This is a genomic window from Oceanicola sp. 502str15 (assembly GCF_024105635.1).
Classification (GTDB): domain Bacteria; phylum Pseudomonadota; class Alphaproteobacteria; order Rhodobacterales; family Rhodobacteraceae; genus Vannielia.
Map to the genome: position 1 here is coordinate 3,999,374 of NZ_WYDQ01000001.1, position 18,780 is coordinate 4,018,153.

General features: G+C 61.8%; 14 protein-coding genes and 1 pseudogene. 12 read left to right on the top strand and 3 right to left on the bottom strand.

Annotation, left to right across the window (positions count from 1 at the left end):
* The first annotated feature begins 183 nt into the window (after positions 1 to 183).
* From GTH22_RS19625 to GTH22_RS19640, 4 genes and pseudogenes are all read left to right on the top strand, one after another.
* A complete protein-coding gene (locus GTH22_RS19625) occupies positions 184 to 1,497 on the top strand; it encodes a DNA methyltransferase (RefSeq protein ID WP_252947277.1) in 1,314 nt (437 codons plus the stop codon).
* Complete coding sequence (locus GTH22_RS19630; RefSeq protein WP_252947278.1) at positions 1,494 to 1,910, top strand: DUF5681 domain-containing protein; 417 nt, start codon at positions 1,494 to 1,496, stop codon at positions 1,908 to 1,910. The genes GTH22_RS19625 and GTH22_RS19630 overlap by 4 nt, the downstream gene beginning before the upstream one ends.
* Positions 1,903 to 3,315 carry a phage terminase large subunit gene (gene terL, locus GTH22_RS19635; RefSeq protein ID WP_252947279.1) on the top strand — a complete coding sequence of 471 codons (1,413 nt, stop codon included), beginning with the start codon at positions 1,903 to 1,905 and terminating at the stop codon, positions 3,313 to 3,315. The genes GTH22_RS19630 and terL overlap by 8 nt, the downstream gene beginning before the upstream one ends.
* Before the next feature lie 192 nt (positions 3,316 to 3,507).
* A pseudogene (locus tag GTH22_RS19640) lies at positions 3,508 to 4,656 on the top strand (IS3 family transposase).
* 32 nt (positions 4,657 to 4,688) lie between these two features.
* Here GTH22_RS19640 and GTH22_RS19645 read toward each other — a convergent pair.
* Both GTH22_RS19645 and GTH22_RS19650 read right to left on the bottom strand, forming a co-directional pair.
* Positions 4,689 to 6,311, bottom strand: a complete 1,623-nt coding sequence (locus GTH22_RS19645) for a GMC family oxidoreductase (RefSeq protein ID WP_252947280.1) — start codon at positions 6,309 to 6,311, stop codon at positions 4,689 to 4,691.
* Positions 6,312 to 6,320: 9 nt separating this feature from the next.
* Complete coding sequence (locus GTH22_RS19650) at positions 6,321 to 7,751, bottom strand: NAD-dependent succinate-semialdehyde dehydrogenase (RefSeq protein WP_252947281.1); 1,431 nt, start codon at positions 7,749 to 7,751, stop codon at positions 6,321 to 6,323.
* A 156-nt stretch (positions 7,752 to 7,907) separates the two neighbouring features.
* Between GTH22_RS19650 and GTH22_RS19655 the strand changes: the two genes are divergently transcribed.
* Together GTH22_RS19655 and GTH22_RS19660 are read left to right on the top strand one after the other, a co-directional pair.
* Complete coding sequence (locus tag GTH22_RS19655) at positions 7,908 to 8,864, top strand: sialic acid TRAP transporter substrate-binding protein SiaP (protein WP_252947282.1); 957 nt, start codon at positions 7,908 to 7,910, stop codon at positions 8,862 to 8,864.
* A gap of 55 nt (positions 8,865 to 8,919) precedes the next feature.
* Complete coding sequence (locus GTH22_RS19660) at positions 8,920 to 10,824, top strand: TRAP transporter large permease subunit (protein ID WP_252947283.1); 1,905 nt, start codon at positions 8,920 to 8,922, stop codon at positions 10,822 to 10,824.
* A gap of 42 nt (positions 10,825 to 10,866) precedes the next feature.
* Here the strand turns inward: GTH22_RS19660 and GTH22_RS19665 are convergent, their stop codons facing one another.
* Positions 10,867 to 12,165, bottom strand: a complete 1,299-nt coding sequence (locus tag GTH22_RS19665; protein WP_252947284.1) for a DUF4147 domain-containing protein — start codon at positions 12,163 to 12,165, stop codon at positions 10,867 to 10,869.
* Positions 12,166 to 12,414: 249 nt separating this feature from the next.
* Between GTH22_RS19665 and GTH22_RS19670 the strand changes: the two genes are divergently transcribed.
* The 6 genes from GTH22_RS19670 (at position 12,415) to GTH22_RS19695 (ending at position 18,780) form a co-directional block, all read left to right on the top strand.
* Entirely contained in the window at positions 12,415 to 13,044 is a 630-nt protein-coding gene (locus GTH22_RS19670) for a GntR family transcriptional regulator (RefSeq protein ID WP_252947285.1), read from the top strand.
* A gap of 37 nt (positions 13,045 to 13,081) precedes the next feature.
* Positions 13,082 to 14,812 carry an FAD-binding protein gene (locus tag GTH22_RS19675; protein WP_252947286.1) on the top strand — a complete coding sequence of 577 codons (1,731 nt, stop codon included), beginning with the start codon at positions 13,082 to 13,084 and terminating at the stop codon, positions 14,810 to 14,812.
* Entirely contained in the window at positions 14,809 to 16,008 is a 1,200-nt protein-coding gene (locus GTH22_RS19680) for a CaiB/BaiF CoA-transferase family protein (RefSeq protein ID WP_252947287.1), read from the top strand. Before GTH22_RS19675 ends, GTH22_RS19680 begins: the two co-directional genes overlap by 4 nt.
* A gap of 104 nt (positions 16,009 to 16,112) precedes the next feature.
* Positions 16,113 to 17,081 carry a D-2-hydroxyacid dehydrogenase gene (locus GTH22_RS19685; protein ID WP_252947288.1) on the top strand — a complete coding sequence of 323 codons (969 nt, stop codon included), beginning with the start codon at positions 16,113 to 16,115 and terminating at the stop codon, positions 17,079 to 17,081.
* A 72-nt stretch (positions 17,082 to 17,153) separates the two neighbouring features.
* Positions 17,154 to 17,981: an HpcH/HpaI aldolase/citrate lyase family protein gene (locus GTH22_RS19690; protein ID WP_252947289.1), complete on the top strand. Its 828-nt coding sequence runs from the start codon at positions 17,154 to 17,156 to the stop codon at positions 17,979 to 17,981.
* A complete protein-coding gene (locus GTH22_RS19695; RefSeq protein ID WP_252947290.1) occupies positions 17,974 to 18,780 on the top strand; it encodes an enoyl-CoA hydratase/isomerase family protein in 807 nt (268 codons plus the stop codon). Before GTH22_RS19690 ends, GTH22_RS19695 begins: the two co-directional genes overlap by 8 nt.

Below are 18,780 nucleotides of genomic sequence, written 5' to 3' on the forward strand. Positions count from 1 at the left end.
TGGCCCTGGATGCCTTGAAAAAGTCCACTGACCGGATGGCGGTGGCAAAAGCCCCGGATGGGGCACCCGGTTTCCTTCGGATGTTGGTGCCGGTCATTAAACCAACCCGCATTTGAACGCGTCAGCGCGCGTCTTCCATGGTGGAAGATGTGTCGCCCGCAAGTCCAGGAATTGGAGACCGGCATGGAAGCCGTATTTGAAGGTGTGGCCACTGGGGATCTCGTACCCTCCCTTCGAAACGCCAGAACACATAGCCCGAGCCAGATCGAACAGATCGCGGCGAGTATCGAGAGGTTTGGGTTCACAAACCCCGTCTTGATCGATGAGAAGGGCGTGATCATCGCGGGACACGGGCGGCTAGCTGCCGCCCTCCAGCTGGGGCTGGATCAGGTTCCTACGATCCGCATTGGCTATCTTAATGAACCTGAGAAACGGGCCTTGATGCTTGCGGACAACAAGATCGCCCTCAATGCCGGGTGGGATGAGGCGCAGCTGGCGGCAGAGTTGTCGGACCTGGCTTCTTTCGACCTCGATTTCGACCTCACGATCACCGGCTTCGAAGTAGCCGAGATCGATATGATCATCGATCCAGGCACCGCAGATGTAGCCGCCACGCCGGAAGAGGCGCCACTGCCGGACCCTTTGGCCGCCGCGGTCGCTGTAGCTGGCGATCTTTGGGCGCTCGGAGATCACCGGATCCTCTGCGGTGATGCCAGGAACCCGGATGCCTATGCACGTCTTATGGAGGGCAGGGTGGCGGATGCCTGCTTCACGGACCCGCCTTACAACGTGCCGATCAAGGGCCACGTCAGTGGAAAGGGAAAGGTACAGCACGTGGAGTTCGCCGAAGCGTGCGGTGAGATGTCTTCCGCTGAGTTTGAGAGGTTTCTGGCGGAGGCGCTCGGTCTCGTGGCGCGCCATAGCAAGTCAGGGGCCGTGTGCTTCGCCTGCATGGACTGGCGCCATTTGCGGGAAATCCAGGACGCGGGTAAGGCGGCCTTCGGTCAAATGCTCAACTTGTGTGTCTGGGCAAAAACCAATGGCGGGATGGGATCGCTGTACCGATCTCAGCATGAGCTGGTCTTTGTGTTCCGAAAGGGCAGGGCGAGTCATAGGAACAACGTTCAGCTGGGTCGCTACGGTCGGAACCGCACGAACCTCTGGACCTATCCGGGGGTCAACACATTCCGAAAAGACCGGATGGCCGAATTGACAGCCCATCCGACCGCCAAGCCAGTGGCCATGGTGCAGGATGCAATCCGGGACGTCACGGCACGTAAGGAGGTTGTTCTCGACCCCTTCCTGGGAGCGGGCGCGACAGTCATCGCTGCGGAACGAAGTGGGCGCGTCGCCTACGGCATGGAGATCGACCCAGGGTATGTCGATGTCATCCTGCGTCGCTGGCGTGCGGAGACTGGTCAGGAACCGATACGGCTGCGAGATCACCGCAGCCTGACCTCACTCGAGGCGGATCTCATGTTGGAGGTGGTGCAATGACTGATCAGAATAATGATGAACCTGTCGGCTACGGAAAGCCTCCCAAGCATTCACGGTTCCGCAAGGGGCAATCCGGGAACCCGAAAGGGCGTCCGACACGTACGAAGAACTTCAGGAAGGACCTTCAGGACGTGCTCTCGGAGGGTGTTCCTATCACTCAAAACGGCCAACCGAGAAATATCAGCACACAGAAGGCAGCGCTCATGCGCTTGAAGGAGAAGGCTTTGAAGGGAGACGCCCGCGCGTTGGATCGACTGCTCGCACTCGCACAGCAACATTCCGACGACATGGAAGCGCGCGGCGCAGAGCAGGCGCTGGCGGCTTACGAAAGCGAGATCCTTGACCGCTGGTTCAACCGATACACTCTGGATCGGGCGGCTGCTGAGGATAAAGGGGAGGACGGTGATGTCTGATCCGGACAAGGTTGCCGCTTTCACCGCGGTGTTGCGTAAGGACCTCTCGAGTTTCATTCAGCAGTCATTCGCGACTGTCGATCCTGGGACTCAGTATGTGCATGAATGGTATGTCGACGCTATTGCCTACCAACTCGACAGGGTGGCCCGCGGGGAGATCACTCGGTTGATCATTACGATGCCGCCGCGCACCATGAAGTCGATATCCGGGTCAGTGGCCTTTCCGGCCTACCTCTTGGGGCATTATCCGCGGAAGAAGCTACTGACGGCGTCCTACGCGGATGGCCTCGCTGAAAAATTGGCACTTGATTGTCAGAAGTTCATGATGGCGCCGTGGTATCAGCGCTGTTTCCCGCAGACGAGGATTGCCAGGGGCAGGAGCTCCCGGCGGGATTTCGAGACCACGTTGGGTGGCGGCCGGTTCTCGACCTCCATCGGCGGGACTGTGACCGGGCGCGGAGGTGACATCATCATCATCGACGATCCTCACAAGCCCGATGAGGCGACCTCTGATGCCAAGCGCAACGCCGTACTGGACTGGTACCGCTCCACGTTGCTCAGTCGTCTCAATGACCCTGTCAAGTCCGCCATCATCCTGATCCAGCAACGCGTTCACGAAGAGGATCTGGCCGGAATGCTCCTCGAACAAGGCGGATGGACGCATCTGAACCTGCCGGCCATTGCCGAAGAACGGATGGAGTTCCCCATGGGGCCGGATCGAAGCCTGATCTTCATCGAGGGGATCCCTTTGTTCTCGGGGAGGTTGCCTCCGGACCTGCTGGAACGTCGCCGGAAGGAGCTGGGCTCATATGTCTACGCGGCGCAATATCAGCAGCGACCAGCCCCGCTCGGCGGTGGGCTCGTAAAGTGGAGCTGGTTCCGGACCTACGATGAACCGCCAACGCGCTGCGACGATGATCGTATTGTACAAAGCTGGGATACGGCCTGCAACGCGGAGGAGGCAAATGATTACTCGGTCTGTACGACCTGGCTTGTGCGGGGAGCGTCTGCGTGGTTGCTCGATGTGATCCGGACGAAGCTGGAGTTTCCGCAGCTGCGGCGACGGATCATTAAAGAAGCCGGGCGATGGGACGCCAGCCTTGTGCTCATCGAGCAGGCTGGGTCCGGTATATCGCTCTACCAGGACCTTTACGACAATACACTTCTCAACGTTCGAGGGGTGAAACCCAGAGACGATAAGGCGACGCGGCTTCTGAGTGTGACGCCACTGATAGAGTGCGGCCGGATCGCGATCCCCAAAGAAGCGCCCTGGCTCGCCGAGTTTCAGCGGGAAATTGTGAACTTCCCAAGAGGTAAGCACGACGACCAGGTCGACAGCCTGTCACAGTTCCTGAAGTGGCTGGGGGAACCGGATGGGCGGGTGCTGATTGATTCGATCAGTTGAGTGTTGCACGCAAGAGCATGTCAGTGACGCTTCGCTGCAGTTTGAATTGCGGGGCCAATGACACGGGAGGACAAGGCACTCCACCACCGCTGGTAGGCAGACGTTCTCAAGATCCGGGAGGCGTTGCACTGGCCTGCTGCCGGTTTCGTGGACACGAAGATAAGATCGTGATGGCGATACTGGACACAGAAGATGAAGAGACGGATCTTTAGCGAAGAGGTCAAGATCGAGGCAATGAGCCTGGTGCAGGAGCGCGGCGTCGCCGTGGTTCAAGTCAGCCGGGACCTCGAGGTCGCAGCGAGCGTCCTGCGTCGATGGATCAGGGAAGCCAACGCGGCTCCTGTAGCCGCCTTTGCTGGTAATGAGTAGCAACGCGCGGAGATTGCGGCCTTGAAGAAAGAGATCGCCAAGCTCAAGGCGGAGCGTGACATCTCAAAAAAGGCGGCAGCATAACTCGCGCGGGAAGCGACATGACTTTAGCCTTCATTTCGAAGCATCGGCATATCTGGCCCATCGGCTGGATGCGCGGGGTTCTGGGTGTCTCCCGATCCGGCTTTCAAGCGTGGCTCAGAAGGCCACTCAGCGAGCGCGCGGCTCATGACGCAAAGCTCGTGAAAGCGATCGATAGGAGCTTTAGGGCAAGCGATCGCACCTATGGCGCCCGGCGGGTCTGGCACGACGTGCTCGAAGATGGCCTGGGCTGCGGCCTCCACCGGATCGAGCGGCTCATGCGGAGGAATGCGGCAGAATGCCATGCGAGCCCGACTCATGCGTCGTGGCATGCCGAAAGACGATGGCGAACGATCCGTCATTGCCGAAATTATTATTGATCGCGAGTTCCGGACGGAAACCCCTAACCAGAAGTAGCGCGCGGATTTCAACTACATCTGGACGGCCGAGGGCTGGCTTTATGTGGCGTTCGTGATGGACCTGCTTTCACGACGCGTGGTGGGTTGGTCAATGAAAGCGGATCGCGATGCCACATTGGTCATGGACGCACTGATGATGGCCGTCTGGCGCCGTGGCAAGACCGACGAGTTGCTTCATCATTCGGACCAAGGTCCGCAATACACGAGTGAGCAGTTCCAGCGCCTGTTGCACGACTATGGCATCACCTGCTCGATCAGTAGAGCTGGAAACGTCTGGGACAATTCGGCCATGGAGGGCTTCTTCGCTTCTCTCAAGACCGAACGGACTGCTCGACAGGTCTACCGCAACCTTGACGCCGCCCGAGCGGACGTCTTTGACTACTTCGAATGCTTCTACAACCCGAGACGTCGGCATTCGAAGTTGGGCTGTCTAAGTCCGGTGGCGTTCGAGGCTCGCGCTATGCCAACTTAACCCTGTGTCCACGAAACCGGCAGCAGGCCAGGTCAAGCACTTTCGGCCGCGGAACTTATCATCTCGGCAGCTTTCTCGGCGATCGCGATCGTAGTGGCGTTGGTATTCGTTGAAGTGATCGCTGGCATTATTGACGCATCGACGACCCTCAGTCCGCTCAGACCGCGAACGGATAGGTTTGTACTTACTACATCGTTCGGTCCATCGCCCATCCGGCACGTGCCTACGCCGTGGTATACCGTCGAACCGTTGGATCTTGCGTAGGCCAGAAGTTCTTTGTTCGATGTGAGCTCGGCCCCGGGAAGCATCTCCTGATCCACGTAGCGTGCCAGAGGTTCCGTCCCGCAGAGCGCACGCGCAAAGCGCAACGCCTCGACGGCATGTTTGCGGTCTCCATCCTCGCGCATGAAGCCGGGCTGGATCTCGGGAGCGGTGTCGGCGTAGCGATTCTTGATATGGACGTGGCCACGGCTTTCTGGGCGCATGCGCCAAAAGCCGCAGGTCATGCCCGGGTAGTCTTCCAGTTCGCCGAGTCGGCCGTTCTTGAATGAGCCCGGGGCGATGACGAACTGCGTGTCGGGATGGTCTGGGGTCGAGCGCATGAGATTGGCGAAAATGCCGACTAGCGCCGCGCTGTAGGTCAGAATGCCACGTCCCTGCAGTGCGAATTTTGCGACTTCGCCCAGCAGGCGGATACCACGTGCGCGTTCGTTCAAGGTCAGCGTGTCACGCAGTTTCCACGTGGTGCGGATCACGTAATGGTCCTGCATGTTTTTCCCGACCCCGGGCACCGCCGCACGCGTTTCGATCCCCAAGTCTTTCAATGTGTCCGGATCGCCGATCCCGGAACGCTGCAGGATCGCCGGGCTACCGATGACGCCTGCGGAAAGGATGACCTCGGCTCCGGCCCGGGCCAGCCGTCGCGACCCATGCTGCTGAAATCTCACGCCGGTGACGCGCTGACCGTCAAGTTCCAGCTTGTCGACCATGACGTCCATCAGCACCGTTAAATTGGGACGCTTGCGCGCTGGTGCCAGATAAGCTCGGTTTGCCGACCAGCGCCGCCTGCCATTGCGCGTTTGCTGGTAATAGGCGACCCCCGGCTCGGAAGAGGCATTCATGTCCTCGCGGAATGGTAGTCCGTTTGCCTCGGCCGCGGCGACAATGGTTTCACATATTTCAGGACGCTCGGTCAGCGGGGCAGTGATCAGCGGTCCGGTGCCGCCGCGCGTCTGGCTGGGCGGGCCCTGCCAGCTTTCTGACCTACGGAAGTAGGCCATCATCGTACGACCGTCCCAGCCCGGATTGCCCTGCGCTGCCCACGCGTCGAAATCCTCCTGAAAGGCACGGACGTAGAGCAAACCATTGATCGAACTGGAGCCGCCCAGACCTTTACCCCGCGGAAAGAGGATTTCGCGGTTTCCGGTTTCCGCATCCGCGCTGGTGCGATAGCGCCAGCTTGTCGCTGGATGATCGAGGATTCGCAGGAAGCCTGCCGGGACGTGGATCATCGGGTGACGATCCGCGCCGCCGGCTTCCAGCAGAAGAACCCGGTGACGGGGGTTCTCGGTCAGCCGGTTCGCCAGCACGCAACCTGCCGAGCCTGCGCCCACGATTATGTAGTCGAACCGCATATCGGTATCGGTCTGGGTCATCCCGTCCCCTCAGAAGCTCAGGTTGACGTATTTGGTCGAGAGATAATCGTCCAGCGCACCTGGTCCGCCCTCGCGGCCGTATCCGCTCTGCTTGACGCCTCCGAAAGGCGTTTCGGCCGCCGAGGCAACGAAGGAATTGACGCCGACTACGCCCGCCTCGAGGCCTGCGGCCGTCCTTTGCGCGTTTTCCAGCGAACCGGTGAGCACGTAGGCGGCCAACCCGAATTCTGTCTGGTTGGCACGACGCAGGGCATCCTGGACATCGCTGAAACGGTTGATCAGGGCGATGGGGCCGAAGGGCTCTTCCTGCATGACGCGTGCATCGTCGGGCGCGTCCACGATCACCGTGGGTTCGTAGTAGTAGCCATCCTGGAACCGCGCGCTGCGACGTCCGCCCGCTGCGATGGTCGCACCGCGTTTGCGCGCGTCCTGGACCAATTCCTCGACCGCCTGCAGGCGCTTCATATTGATGAGCGGCCCCATCTCGGTCGCGTCGTCCATGCCGTCACCGAGCGTCAATCTTTCCGCCTCGCTCACGAAGGCCTGAACGTAGGCGTCGAAGCGATCATCTTGCACCAGGAAGCGGGTCGGCGAGGCACAGACCTGGCCCGCGTTGCGAAATTTGGCCGTGGCCGACTGCTTGGCCGCCAATGCCGCATCGACGTCCGCGTGGACAATGACAGGTGCGTGGCCGCCCAATTCCAGAGTCACGCGCTTGAGCGTAGCGGCAGCAGCGCGGGCCAGCATCCGGCCGACCGGGATCGACCCGGTGAAGGAGATCTTGCGGACCCGGCTGTCGGACATGACTTCTTCGCTGATGGCCTGCGGCAAGCCGGTTAGGACGTTGACCACGCCCTGCGGTACGCCGGCCTTGCGCAGGCATTGGGCGACGATCAAGGCGCCTCCGGGGGCCTCGTCGGCGGGACGACAGACGATGGTGCAGCCGGCAGCCAGTGCTGGAGCGATCTTGCGCGACATCAGGAGGACGGGGAAGTTCCAGGCGGTGAAGGCCGCGACGACACCTACGGGTTCATGCAAAATCTGGTGCTGCGTGGCTGCGCTGCGACCCGGCACGATCCTGCCATAAACGCGGCGTGCCTCGTCGGCGCACCAGTCGAACAGTTCGACGGTCTGCGTCACCTCACCGCGGGCCTGCGCCAGCGGCTTGCCGGTTTCGCAAGTGATTGCAGTGGCGATGTCCTCGGACCGCGACGCAATCTCGGTCGCGGCCCGTCGCAGGATGGCCGAACGTTTCCAAGGATCGGTAGCGGCCCAACCCGGGAAGGCCTCGGCTGCCGCGTCTATTGCCTGCCGCGTGTCCTGGCGAGTCGCCTGAGGAGCCTTGCCGAGAGTTCCTGTGTTCGCCGGGTTGACGATGTCGTAGGTGCCACCATCGGATGCGACGGTTTCGGTCCCTGCGATGAACTGGAAATAGGTCATGGTTTCTCCTGTCGGTTGGCGGCAGAGATAATTCCAATTGCCGATGATCGCAACAGGATTGTAGGCAATCCGTTGACATTTGTTTTCATACATGCAGTTGTTGCCCGGCAACTTTGGGAGGTAACCATGCATCATCAATTATACCGTCGCAGCGTTATGACCGGTCTGCTGCTTGCAGGCTTGGGCGCGTTTTCCGCGACGGCCCTTTCGGCAGAGACGTTGAAATGGGCGCACGTCTACGAGGCGTCGCATCCGAATCACAAATGGGCCGAGTGGGCTGCCGACGAAATCGAGAAGAGAACCGAAGGGCGCTACGAGATCGACATCTTTCCGGCCTCGAGCTTGGGCAAACAGGCGGACATCGACGAGGGCCTGACTCTGGGGACTGTCGATATCGTTTATACCGGTGTCCAGTTCGCGGGTCGCGACTATGCCGACGTCGGTCTCTTGGGCGCGCCGTACGTATTCCGCGACCTCGACCATTGGAAAGCGGTCCGCGACAACGAACTTTTCAGTGAGATCGCCCAAGGGTACCAGGACCAGACCGGGCACCACATCGCCGCTCTGAACTACTACGGCTCGCGGCACACGACCTCGAACAAGCGGATCGAGACGCCGGATGACATGCAGGGTCTCAAGATCCGCGTGCCGAATGCGCCGCTATACATGATGTTCCCTGAGGCGCAGGGCGCGAACGCCACCCCGATCGCCTTTGCCGAGGTCTACCTCGCGCTGCAGCAGGGTGTGGTCGAGGCCGAGGAGAATCCGCTTCCCACCATCCAGTCGATGAAGTTTCACGAGGTTCAGGACTACGTCGTCTTGACGGGTCATATCACTGATAGCCTCGTGACCATCGTCAGCGGCAACGTCTGGGGTGGGCTTTCGGACGACGACAAGGCGATCTTCGATCAGGTACTGGCCGAGGCCGCCGAGGGCGTCACCGCCGATGTCGAGAAGTCCGAGCAGGAGCTGGTCGAGTACTTCAAGGGCGAAGGCTTGGAAATCATTGAGGTCGACCGCGAGCCGTTCCGTCAGAACGTGCTGCCGCTGCTGCAGGACGGCAGCCAGGACTGGTCGCCCGAGACTTTCGACAAGCTGCAAGCCGTAAAGTGACCGGGACGGCGCGGGGCAGGGCGCGTTGTGCCTTGCCCCGGCACCGCCGGGCCAGATGTTGCCGGAGATCGCCATGAAACAGACTGCTTCACCGCCCTTGGCGCGGACCGTACAACCCGCGCCCGCCGCGCGGCCGTTTCCACGATGGCGCCACGCACCCGAGGATGTGCTGGGCGTCGCCGCCTTCTGCGTGCTGGCTGGTGTCGTCTTCCTCCAGTTCTTCAGCCGGTATGTGCTGGGCAACTCGGTCGCCTGGACCGAGGAGATTGCCCGCTACCTGCTGATCGTGACCGGTTTCCTTGGGGCCGTTACAGCAGTCCGCGAAGGCACACACATAAGGGTCGAATTTTTCTATCGCTACCTGCCCGCCTCATGTGTCTGGGCGCTTCGATTAGCGGTGGCGCTGCTGCTGCCGGTTTTCTTCGGCGTGATGGCCGTGGTGACCTGGATGCTGGCGCAGCGCACGACGACCAGCATGGTCTCGGTCGACCTGCCGAAAAGCTGGCTGTACTTCGTGGTCTGCGGCGCGTTCGCCATGATGTGCCTGCGGTCTCTGATCGCCATCCCAGAGGCCTCGCGTCAGCGCGAAACAGTCCTACGGAGCGGCTTGGCCGCCCTACTGGCCGTGGCCCTTGCCGGAGCTTTGCTGGCCCTATCCGTCTGGGGATGGATCGCGGACAGCGCTGTTGCAACGCTGTTCGGCGCGCTTTTCTTTCTGCTGGTTGTGGGGATGCCGATTGCTGCCGCACTGACCATCAGTTGCCTGCTGCAGGTGGTGCTTTTCACCTCGCTACCCACCGTGGTCATCGCACACCGGATGATCAATGGACTGGACAGCTTTCCCTTGCTGGCTATCCCCTTTTTCATTCTCGCCGGAGCCCTGATGAACACATCGGGTGTCACCGAGCGGCTTTTCGATTTCGCCAAGTCACTGGTGGGTTGGATGCGCGGCGGGTTGGGGCACGTCAACGTCGGTGCGTCGGTCATCTTTTCTGGCATGTCGGGGGCGGCGGTGGCCGATGCCGGTGGTTTGGGCGCGGTCGAGATCAAGGCCATGCGCGAGGCAGGCTATGACGCGCCATTTTCGGTCGGGCTAACGGCAGCCTCGTCGACCATCGGCCCTATCATCCCGCCCAGCCTTCCCATGGTGATCTTCGGCGTCGCGGCTTCGACCTCGGTCGGGCAGTTGTTCTTGGCCGGGATCGTGCCGGGGCTACTGATGGCGGCGATGCTGATGGTCATGGTGCATGTCACGGCCATTCGGCGTGGTTACGGGCGGGATACGGCCCTGTCGCTGTCGCGTATCTGGAACACATTTCGCCGGGCATTCCTGTCTCTGCTGATGCCGGTCATTATTGTCGGTGGTATCGGCTTTGGCCTGTTCACGCCCACCGAGGCGGCCATCGCCGCGGCTGCCTATGCGCTGTTTCTGGGCACGATCGTCTATCGCAGCCTGTCGCTGCGTGCGCTCTATGGCATCCTGCGCGAGACTTTCGAGACCACGGCCACGGTGCTGTTGATCGTCGCGGCCGCCAGCGTATTCTCCTGGTTCATCACCAGCAACCAGGTGCCGCAATTCTTTGCCAGTTTTTTCGAAGATGGCGATACGAGCCGCATCAAGGTGCTGTTGATGATCAACGGGATCCTGTTGGTCGTGGGATGCTTCATGGAGACAATTGCCGCGATCACCATCCTTGTGCCGATCCTGCTGCCAGTAGCCTTGGCGGCCGGGGTCGATCCGGTGCACCTGGGCGTCATCATGGTGCTGAACCTGATGATCGGCCTGCTGACGCCGCCGGTGGGCATGGTTGTATCGGTGCTTGCGCGCGTTTCGGGCATGTCGTTCGAGCGCTGCATGGCGGGCACGCTGCCCTTCCTTGTTCCGCTGCTGGTCTCGTTGCTGCTCGTAACCTTCTGGCCCGGCCTGTCGCTGTGGCTGCCCAGCGTGGTTCTGCGCTGATTTGGTGCCCGCCCAGCCGTTGTGCGGGGCGGGCATTCCGCTTTACGCGATCATGATCGCCCGAAAGTCGTTGACGTTGGTCATTGTCGGGCCGGTCACCAGATCATCCCCCAGAGAGGCGAAAAAGCGTCCCGAGTCGTTTCGGGCTAGGTGGTCGTCGGCGCTCACGCCCAACTCCTGCGCCCGGACCAATGTGTCAGGGGCGACGCTGGCCCCGGCAGTCTCGCCTTCGCCATCCGTGCCGTCGGTATCGGCGATCACGGCGTGAATGCCTTCGGCGGTATCCAGCGCCACAGCCAGCGCCAAGGCGTATTCGCGGTTTGACCCGCCCAAACCGGGGCCTCGCAGCGTGACAGTGGTTTCGCCGCCGGACAATATCACGACGCCGCGCCGTCCCTCGTTATAGATTTTCATTGCCAGGCGTGCGTGTTGCGCGGCGACTTCGCGGCTTTCACCACAGAGATCATCACCGAGCAAAATCACGTCGTACCCGGCTTGTCGCGCCGCCGTTTCGGCGGCCTGAAGGGCGGTGCCTGGCGAGGCGACAAGCCTCGCCTGCACCTTCGCCATCGGTCCAGTTGTGCTGGAGTTTTTCAGGTGGGATCGCAGCGCCTCGGATACTGAAATGCCGCGCCTGTCCAACAGGGCCAGAGCATCGGCTGGGGTAGAACCGTCGGGCGAGAATGGACCGGACGAGATCACCGAGATGTCGTCGCCTGCCACATCGGAAATCGCCAGCAGCGTGACTTGCGCGGGGTGGGCCGCGCGTGCCAACCCGCCGTTGGCCAGCGGCGAGACATGCCTCCGTACTGCGTTCATCTGCCCGATCTCCATCCCCGACGCCAGCAGGGCGCGGTTCAGCGCGGCGATCTCATCCAGCGTTGTACCGTCCGGCGGTATAGTCAGCAAAGACGAGCCGCCGCCCGAGACCAAAGCGACGAGGTGATCATCCGAGCTCAGGCCACGCAGGCTGTCAACGAGGGCCCGTGCACCTGCGACACCGGAGGCATTAGGTACCGGGTGCCCTCCCTCGTGAATCGCCAGTCGATCCGAAGCGTATCCATGCCCCGTCTTGGTCACCACCACGCCGGAATAGTCTCCATCGTTATATTGAGCTTCGGCAACCCGAGCCATCTCCGCACCGCCTTTGCCGATGCCCGCGATCACGGTTCGGCCGCGGTCATTCAATTCGGGCAGGTGGCCGGGTAGGCAGCGATCCGGACGGGCGGAGTCGACGCAACAGCGAAATATGCCGAGCAAACTGTTCAGGCATTCGGCATCGTCCTGTGAGCGTGGGCGTTTCGTCATGTGTGCGTCCAGCCATTGCTTCGTCCAATCCACGGCAAATCCTTTCGGGTTTTGCCTTCTTGTAGGGCAAGAGTGTAAATATTGTCGACAAAAAATGATTGACCGCAGGGCAGATTGCCAATAGATGCTGTGCAGATCGCTGAAGACAGGGTACATTCGCCGCATCAGGCGACCTGCCCACGGTTTTGGCCGGGAAAGTGGAGGCGCAATATGGTGTTGCATAACGACTTGAAAACATTGGCGCCGCTGGAGCGGAGCGACACTCTGTCCTTGGCCGACAACTTGGCCGAGACGCTTCAGAGCATTATCGTTCGCGGGTCTCTGCTGCCCGGCGCCAAGCTGAATGAACACGCCCTTGCGCAAAAGCTGGAGGTCAGCCGCGGCGCGTTGCGCGAAGCGGTTAGGATGCTCGAACGCTCGGGCATAGTCGTCATCGTGCCGAACCGCGGCGTCTTCGTACGCGAGCTGTCCGTAAAGGATGCGCTAGACCTCTTCGACGTCCGCCACGGGATTGCGGCGGTGGCCGGCCGTCTGGGCGCCATGCGGGCCACGGATAAACAGCTCGACGAGTTGGTTGCCCTGCACGAGGGTATGTGCCAGGCCTGTGAGGTACGCGACCTGTCGCGCTACTTTGACCTGAACAGCCGCTTCCATACGCTGATCTACGAAACGGCGAACAACCCACGCCTCGCTGATTTGGACCACCGGCTGTCGATGGAGCTGCACCTGTTCCGCAGGCGGAACCTGGGCAACGCGGTTATGCTGAAGGCGTCGCTGCGCGAGCATAAGGCCATCGTCGACGGGTTCCAGGAGCGCGACTCGGTCGCCGCAGCAACTGCCTTTCAGAAACACATCCAGAGTGGGCGGGAACGCATGCTCGAACAATTGCCGGACACAGTCGCCGCTCACTGAGTGCACCGCCGGCACCACAAAGACACGGGAAGACACCATGACCACACTGCCAATCGAAATCGAAACGATCGACACGGACGTCGTTGTCGTAGGTGGCGGAGGCGCTGCATCCCGCGCCGCGCTGTCGGCACGCCAGCAGGGCGCCGATGTGCATCTCGTGACGAAGGCCGCTTACGGCAAGGGTGGGAGCACCGTGCACGGCGCCAGCGAGATCATGAGCATGGGCGCAGCCGCCGGATTCGGTGACGAACGCGACCAACCTCAGGTGCATTTCGACGACACTATGCGTGCCGGAGAAGGATTCATCGACCGCGACCTGGTGCGCGTGCTGGCCGAGGACGCGCCGCAGCGGATGCGCGATCTGGTCGAGCTGGGAGTACCCTTCGACCAGCTGCCGGCCGGCGGATACAAGCTGATCAAGAGCGACTTCGGAACTTATGGGCGTTGTGCAGGCGTCAAGGGCAAGACTGGCAAAGCCTTCGTCCGCGCCATCGCCGACGAGATGAAGAAGCTGGGCGTCCATATCGACGCGCCGGTCATGCTGGTCGATCTGTTGCGCGATGCCGATGGGGCGGTCAGCGGAATTCTCGCCCTCGACCAGGAACGGCAGGTGTTGCTGCATTATCGCGCGCCCAGCGTCGTTCTGGCGACGGGCGGCATACACGGCGCCTTTTCCAGCCAGGTCTCGACGCCAGAGATGACGGGCGACGGGCAGGCTATCGCCTATCGCCACGGGGCAGAATTGGTGAACCTGGAATTTCACCAGTTCGGGCCCGCGCTGCTGCATCCCTACATTCAGCTCTTCAGCAAGTCCTGTTTCGTGCTCGAACCCAAGATGACGAATGCCGAGGGGCGCGCATTCCTGCCGGATTACTTGCCCGACGGCATCGACACCAGCGAGGTTTACCAGGAGAAGGTCTTTCCCTTCACGGTGTCGAACCCGTCGCGCTACATCGACATCTCGATCGCTCGCGAGGTACGCGAAGGACGCGGCACGCCGCATGGCGGTGTCTGGTTCTCTTTCGAGGACATCCCCGAAGCAGACCTGGACCGCAATATTCCCAACACCATGCGCTGGATGAAACAGCGCGGCGTCGATCCGCGATCGGAACCTATCGAGGTGGGCATTGCCTTTCAATGCATGAACGGTGGCGTGCGGATGACCGCTGCCACGGCCGAAAGCTCGATTCCCGGCCTGTTCGTGGTGGGAGAAGTCGCGGGTGGCGTGCGCGGGCCGGATCGCCCTGGCGGCAATTCGCTGGCGGAGGGGCAAGTCTTTGGCCACCGCGCCGGTAGCGCCGCGGCCAACGTGGCAGCGGGCAAGCGCCCGGCAGACGATGCTACGCTGGACGAAAGCCTGGATTTCCTGGCTCGTGTGCTGTCGAAAGGCGCGGACTCCGATTTCCGTGAACCCTGTGCCGAACTACGCAGCGCCATGCAGCGAGAATGCCTGGTCGAAAAGACGGCCGAGGGTCTGGCGGATACTCGCAAGATCGCCCGCGATCTGCGAAAGGAGCTGGATCAATCGCTGTCGGCCACTCCTGAGACGCTGATCGAAGCGCTCGGAATCCGCAATCTGGCGCAGAGCGCCGAGCTTGTGCTGACTGCCTGCCTCGATCGCGAAGAGACGCGCTCAGGTCACCTGCGCACCGATTTCCCCAAGACCGATGACGCGCGTTTCGGCCACTCCTTTACCTATCGCCGCGGCGAGACGGGTGAGCCGGACCGCCAGATCCTAAATTATCGCAAGACAGAGGAAGTAGCATGACACCCGGAGCACTTGACGGCATCCGTATCCTCGACCTGACCGCGATGACGGCGGGTCCAGTCGGTACGATGATGCTGGGAGACCTTGGCGCGGATGTGATCAAGGTCGAGGACCCCAAGACAGGCGAGCTATCGCGCAGCATCGGCACGGTTTTCGTCGAGGGCGAAAGCAGCATCTTCCTGTCCCAGAACCGCAACAAGCGCTCGGTGGGGCTGGACCTGAAATCCGAGGACGGGCGCGCGGCCTTTCTGGAACTGGCACGCCAGGTCGACGTGGTGATCGAGAACTTTCGCCCCGGCACTGTCGATCGGTTGGGCGTGGGGTACGAAGCCGTCAAGGCAATCAACCCGCGCATCATCTATGCCTCGATCTCGGCCTTCGGGCAGAGCGGGCCTTATGCCCATTTGCCGGCCAACGATCCGGTTATCCAGGCGATGAGCGGGCTGATGCACATGACCGGCGAGGCCGAAGGTGCGCCGGTGCGCATCGGCAGCCCCTATCCCGATTTCGGCGCGGCGGCTCTGATGGCCTTTTCCGTATCGACTGCGCTTTTCAACCGTGAGCGGACGGGGCAGGGACAATGGATCGACCTGTCCCTGCTGTCGGGCGCGCTGTTCAGCACAATTCCGCGTGATGGCGAGACATTCATGAATGGCGAGGCGCCGCAACGGCGGGGCAGCGGGCATCCTACCTTCGTTCCGTATCGCAACTACAAAGGTGCAGACGGCGCCTATTTCTTCCTTGCCTGTTTCACGCAGAAGTTCTGGCTGGCGATGTGCAAGGCCATCGGGCGCGAGGACCTGATCGACGATCCCCGGTTCGTCAACAACACCGACCGCTGCGAGAACCGCGATGCGTTGGATGCTGAGTTGGAGGCGACCTTCACCAAACGGCCGGCGGACGAATGGCTGGAGATCCTCGGCACCGGCAATGTGCCCGCAGCCAAGATTCAGGATTTGCACACGGCGCTGACCGAGGATCCGCAGATCGCGCACAACAAAACCGTAGTTTCAGTCAATCACCCCACGGCAGGCGATGTGCGAATGCAGGCGCATCCCGTCAACTACCACGGCACGCCCGCGACCTATCGTAGGCCCGCGCCCCGGTTGGGCGAACACACCCGCGAGGTGCTTGAAGAATTCGGCGTGTCGCCGGAAATTCGGGATCGCCTGACCCCCGAACAGGCCGAGGCCTGAGCCTACGACAACCCCTTCAGACTGTCTTTGAAACCTGTAACCCCACTGTCGTTCCGGCGGCGGGGTTAGGCGTTGTCCGCCTCTAATCCTGCAAGGAGTGCCCCATGAAAACCATTGCCTTCCTCGACCGCGGCACTCTGGCGCCGCACATCGACATCCGTCGCCCGTCCTTCGATCACGACTGGAAAGAGTGGGAGCGTACCGCTCCGGACCAGGTGGTCGAGCGTCTGCAGGGCGCCGAGATTGCCATTCTGAACAAGGTGCGCATCACCCGCGAGCATCTGGATGCGCTGCCCGACCTGAAAATGATCGCAATCGCCGCTACGGGATCGGACAATATCGACTTGGAGGCCTGCACCGACAAGGGCGTGATCGTCTCCAACATTCGGGCCTACGCGGTGAACACGGTTCCCGAACATACCTTTGCGATGATCCTCGCCTTACGGCGCGGTCTGCTGCCCTATCGGCAGGCCATTGAGAACGGGCGCTGGCAGGAGTCCGGCCAATTCTGTTTCTTCGATCACCAAGTGCACGACTTGGCGGGCTCCACTTTGGGCATCATCGGCGAGGGTGCGATCGGTCAGGCTGTCGCCACCATTGGGCGAGCCTTCGGTATGCGGGTGCTGTTCGCTGCACACAAGGGTGTCGAAGGGCTGGGGCCACTTTACACGCCATTTGATCAGGCATTGGCCGAATCGGACGTGCTGACCCTGCACTGCCCGTTGACGCCAGCGACGCGCGATCTGCTTTCGGACCGCGAGTTCGACCTGATGGAACGGCGTCCCGTAGTGGTGAACACTGCGCGGGGTGGCCTGATCGACGAGACCGCATTGGCGCGAGCCCTGCGCGACGGGCGCATCTCGGGTGCGGGCATGGACGTGGCGACACAAGAGCCACCCGCGCCGGAGAACCCCCTGATGCAATTGATGGATCACCCGAACTTCCTGTTCACACCTCATACGGCTTGGGCCAGCACCGAAGCCATGCAGTCGCTGGCCGACCAGTTGATCGACAACGTCGCGGCCTATGAACGTGGAGAGCCGCGCCACACAGTTGGAGGCAAAAAGCAGTAGTATGGCGGCAAAGTTTCTTGGATTGTCAGCAATCGTGTGTTAATCATCTATCAGAACGCAGGGAGTTGAAGAATGAAGACGAACAAAAATCCCGACCTTTTCCCCAACGTCGCCCGGCAGAAGCTGGATGCCGGCGAGCTGGCTGTGGGCCTTGGGGTCAGGCAGGGGCGCACATCGGACACCGCCATGGTTGCCAAATCCTGCGGCTTTGACTGGCTGTTCATCGACATGGAGCACAACAGCATGGACCTTGATGCGGCCGCGCAGATGTGCGTCTCCGCGCTGCCCACGGGCGTTACACCCATCGTCCGCGTTCCGGGGCCCGAGTCTTTCCACGCAACGCGCATTCTGGACGCTGGCGCCATGGGGGTCATCGTACCACACGTGGATACGCCCGATGAGGCGCGCCGGGTCGCGGACATCTGCAAATTCCCGCCTCTCGGCAACCGCTCCGTGCCCGGCTCGATGCCGCAGCTGGGTTATGCTGCCTATTCGCAGGAGGATTGCTGTCGGCTATTGAACGAAAGCACATTGATCGTCGTCATGCTGGAGACCGAGGAGGCCATCGAGGCCGCCGACGAGATCGCTGCCATTGACGGCATCGACGTGCTGCTGATCGGCACCAGCGATCTGTCGGCTGACATGGGCATTCACGGTCAGTTCGATCATCCCCGGATCCGCGCCGCCTACGAGCGCGTGATTGCCGCCTGCCGCAAGCACGGCAAGCACCCTGGCATGGGTGGCATCTACACGCCTACGATCATGCAAAAATACGTCAGCCTCGGCGCGCGGTTTTTGCTGGGTGGTTCGGACCTGTCTCTGCTGATGCAGGCGGGCAGGGAACGAATGCGGTTCCTCGACTCGCTGCTCGAGCCGCAGAAGGACAGCGAAGTTGCGTGACCTGCCGGACATATCCGGCCTGGTGACCGAGCTGAACGAGGCGGGAGTCCTGCGGATCACGCTGGCTCGCCCGCCGCTAAACCTGCTGACGCAGGATTTGCGGCACGCCCTCGGGACGCTGTTCGGCGAGGTCCCACCCGAGGTTCGGGCGGTGGTGCTGACCGGCAGCTCAGAGACATTTTGCGCCGGGGCGGACATGACCGAGTTCTCGCAGCGCTTCGAGCGGGCAACGGCATGTCGGCACGGCGCCAACGGTCACCGGATGATGCGCAACCTCGTGCGCTGCCCGGTACCCGTGATTGCTGCGGTCGAGGGGCCGTGTCTGGGCGGCGGGTACGAGCTGGCCTTGGCGTGCGACTGGATCGTCGCAGGGCAAGGCGCGCGCCTCGGCCTGCCCGAAATCAAGCGCGGCATCTTTCCGGGCACGGCGGGCATTCCGCTGCTGGCGCGACGGCTGGGTGTTCACGCGGCCCGAATGGCGATCATGGCCGGCGCCATGGTCGATGCCGACGAGGCGCGCCAGCAGGGCATGATCGACGAATTGGTGCCGCAGGGTGACGCCTTGCAGAGAGCCACGACGATGTCGGAAACGATCGCGGCCTCTCCCGCGCAGGCTATCCGAGCCATCAAGCGGCTGGGCGACCACGACTTCCTCGACCGCTTCGACAGCCACCTGATGGCCGAGATCGACGCCTTCGAGGACATCTTTCAGACGGCGGATGCGCGAGAAGGCTGCGCCGCCTTCTTTGACAAGCGCACCCCTCAATGGGTGCGACCCAAGAACGGACCGGAGCAATGA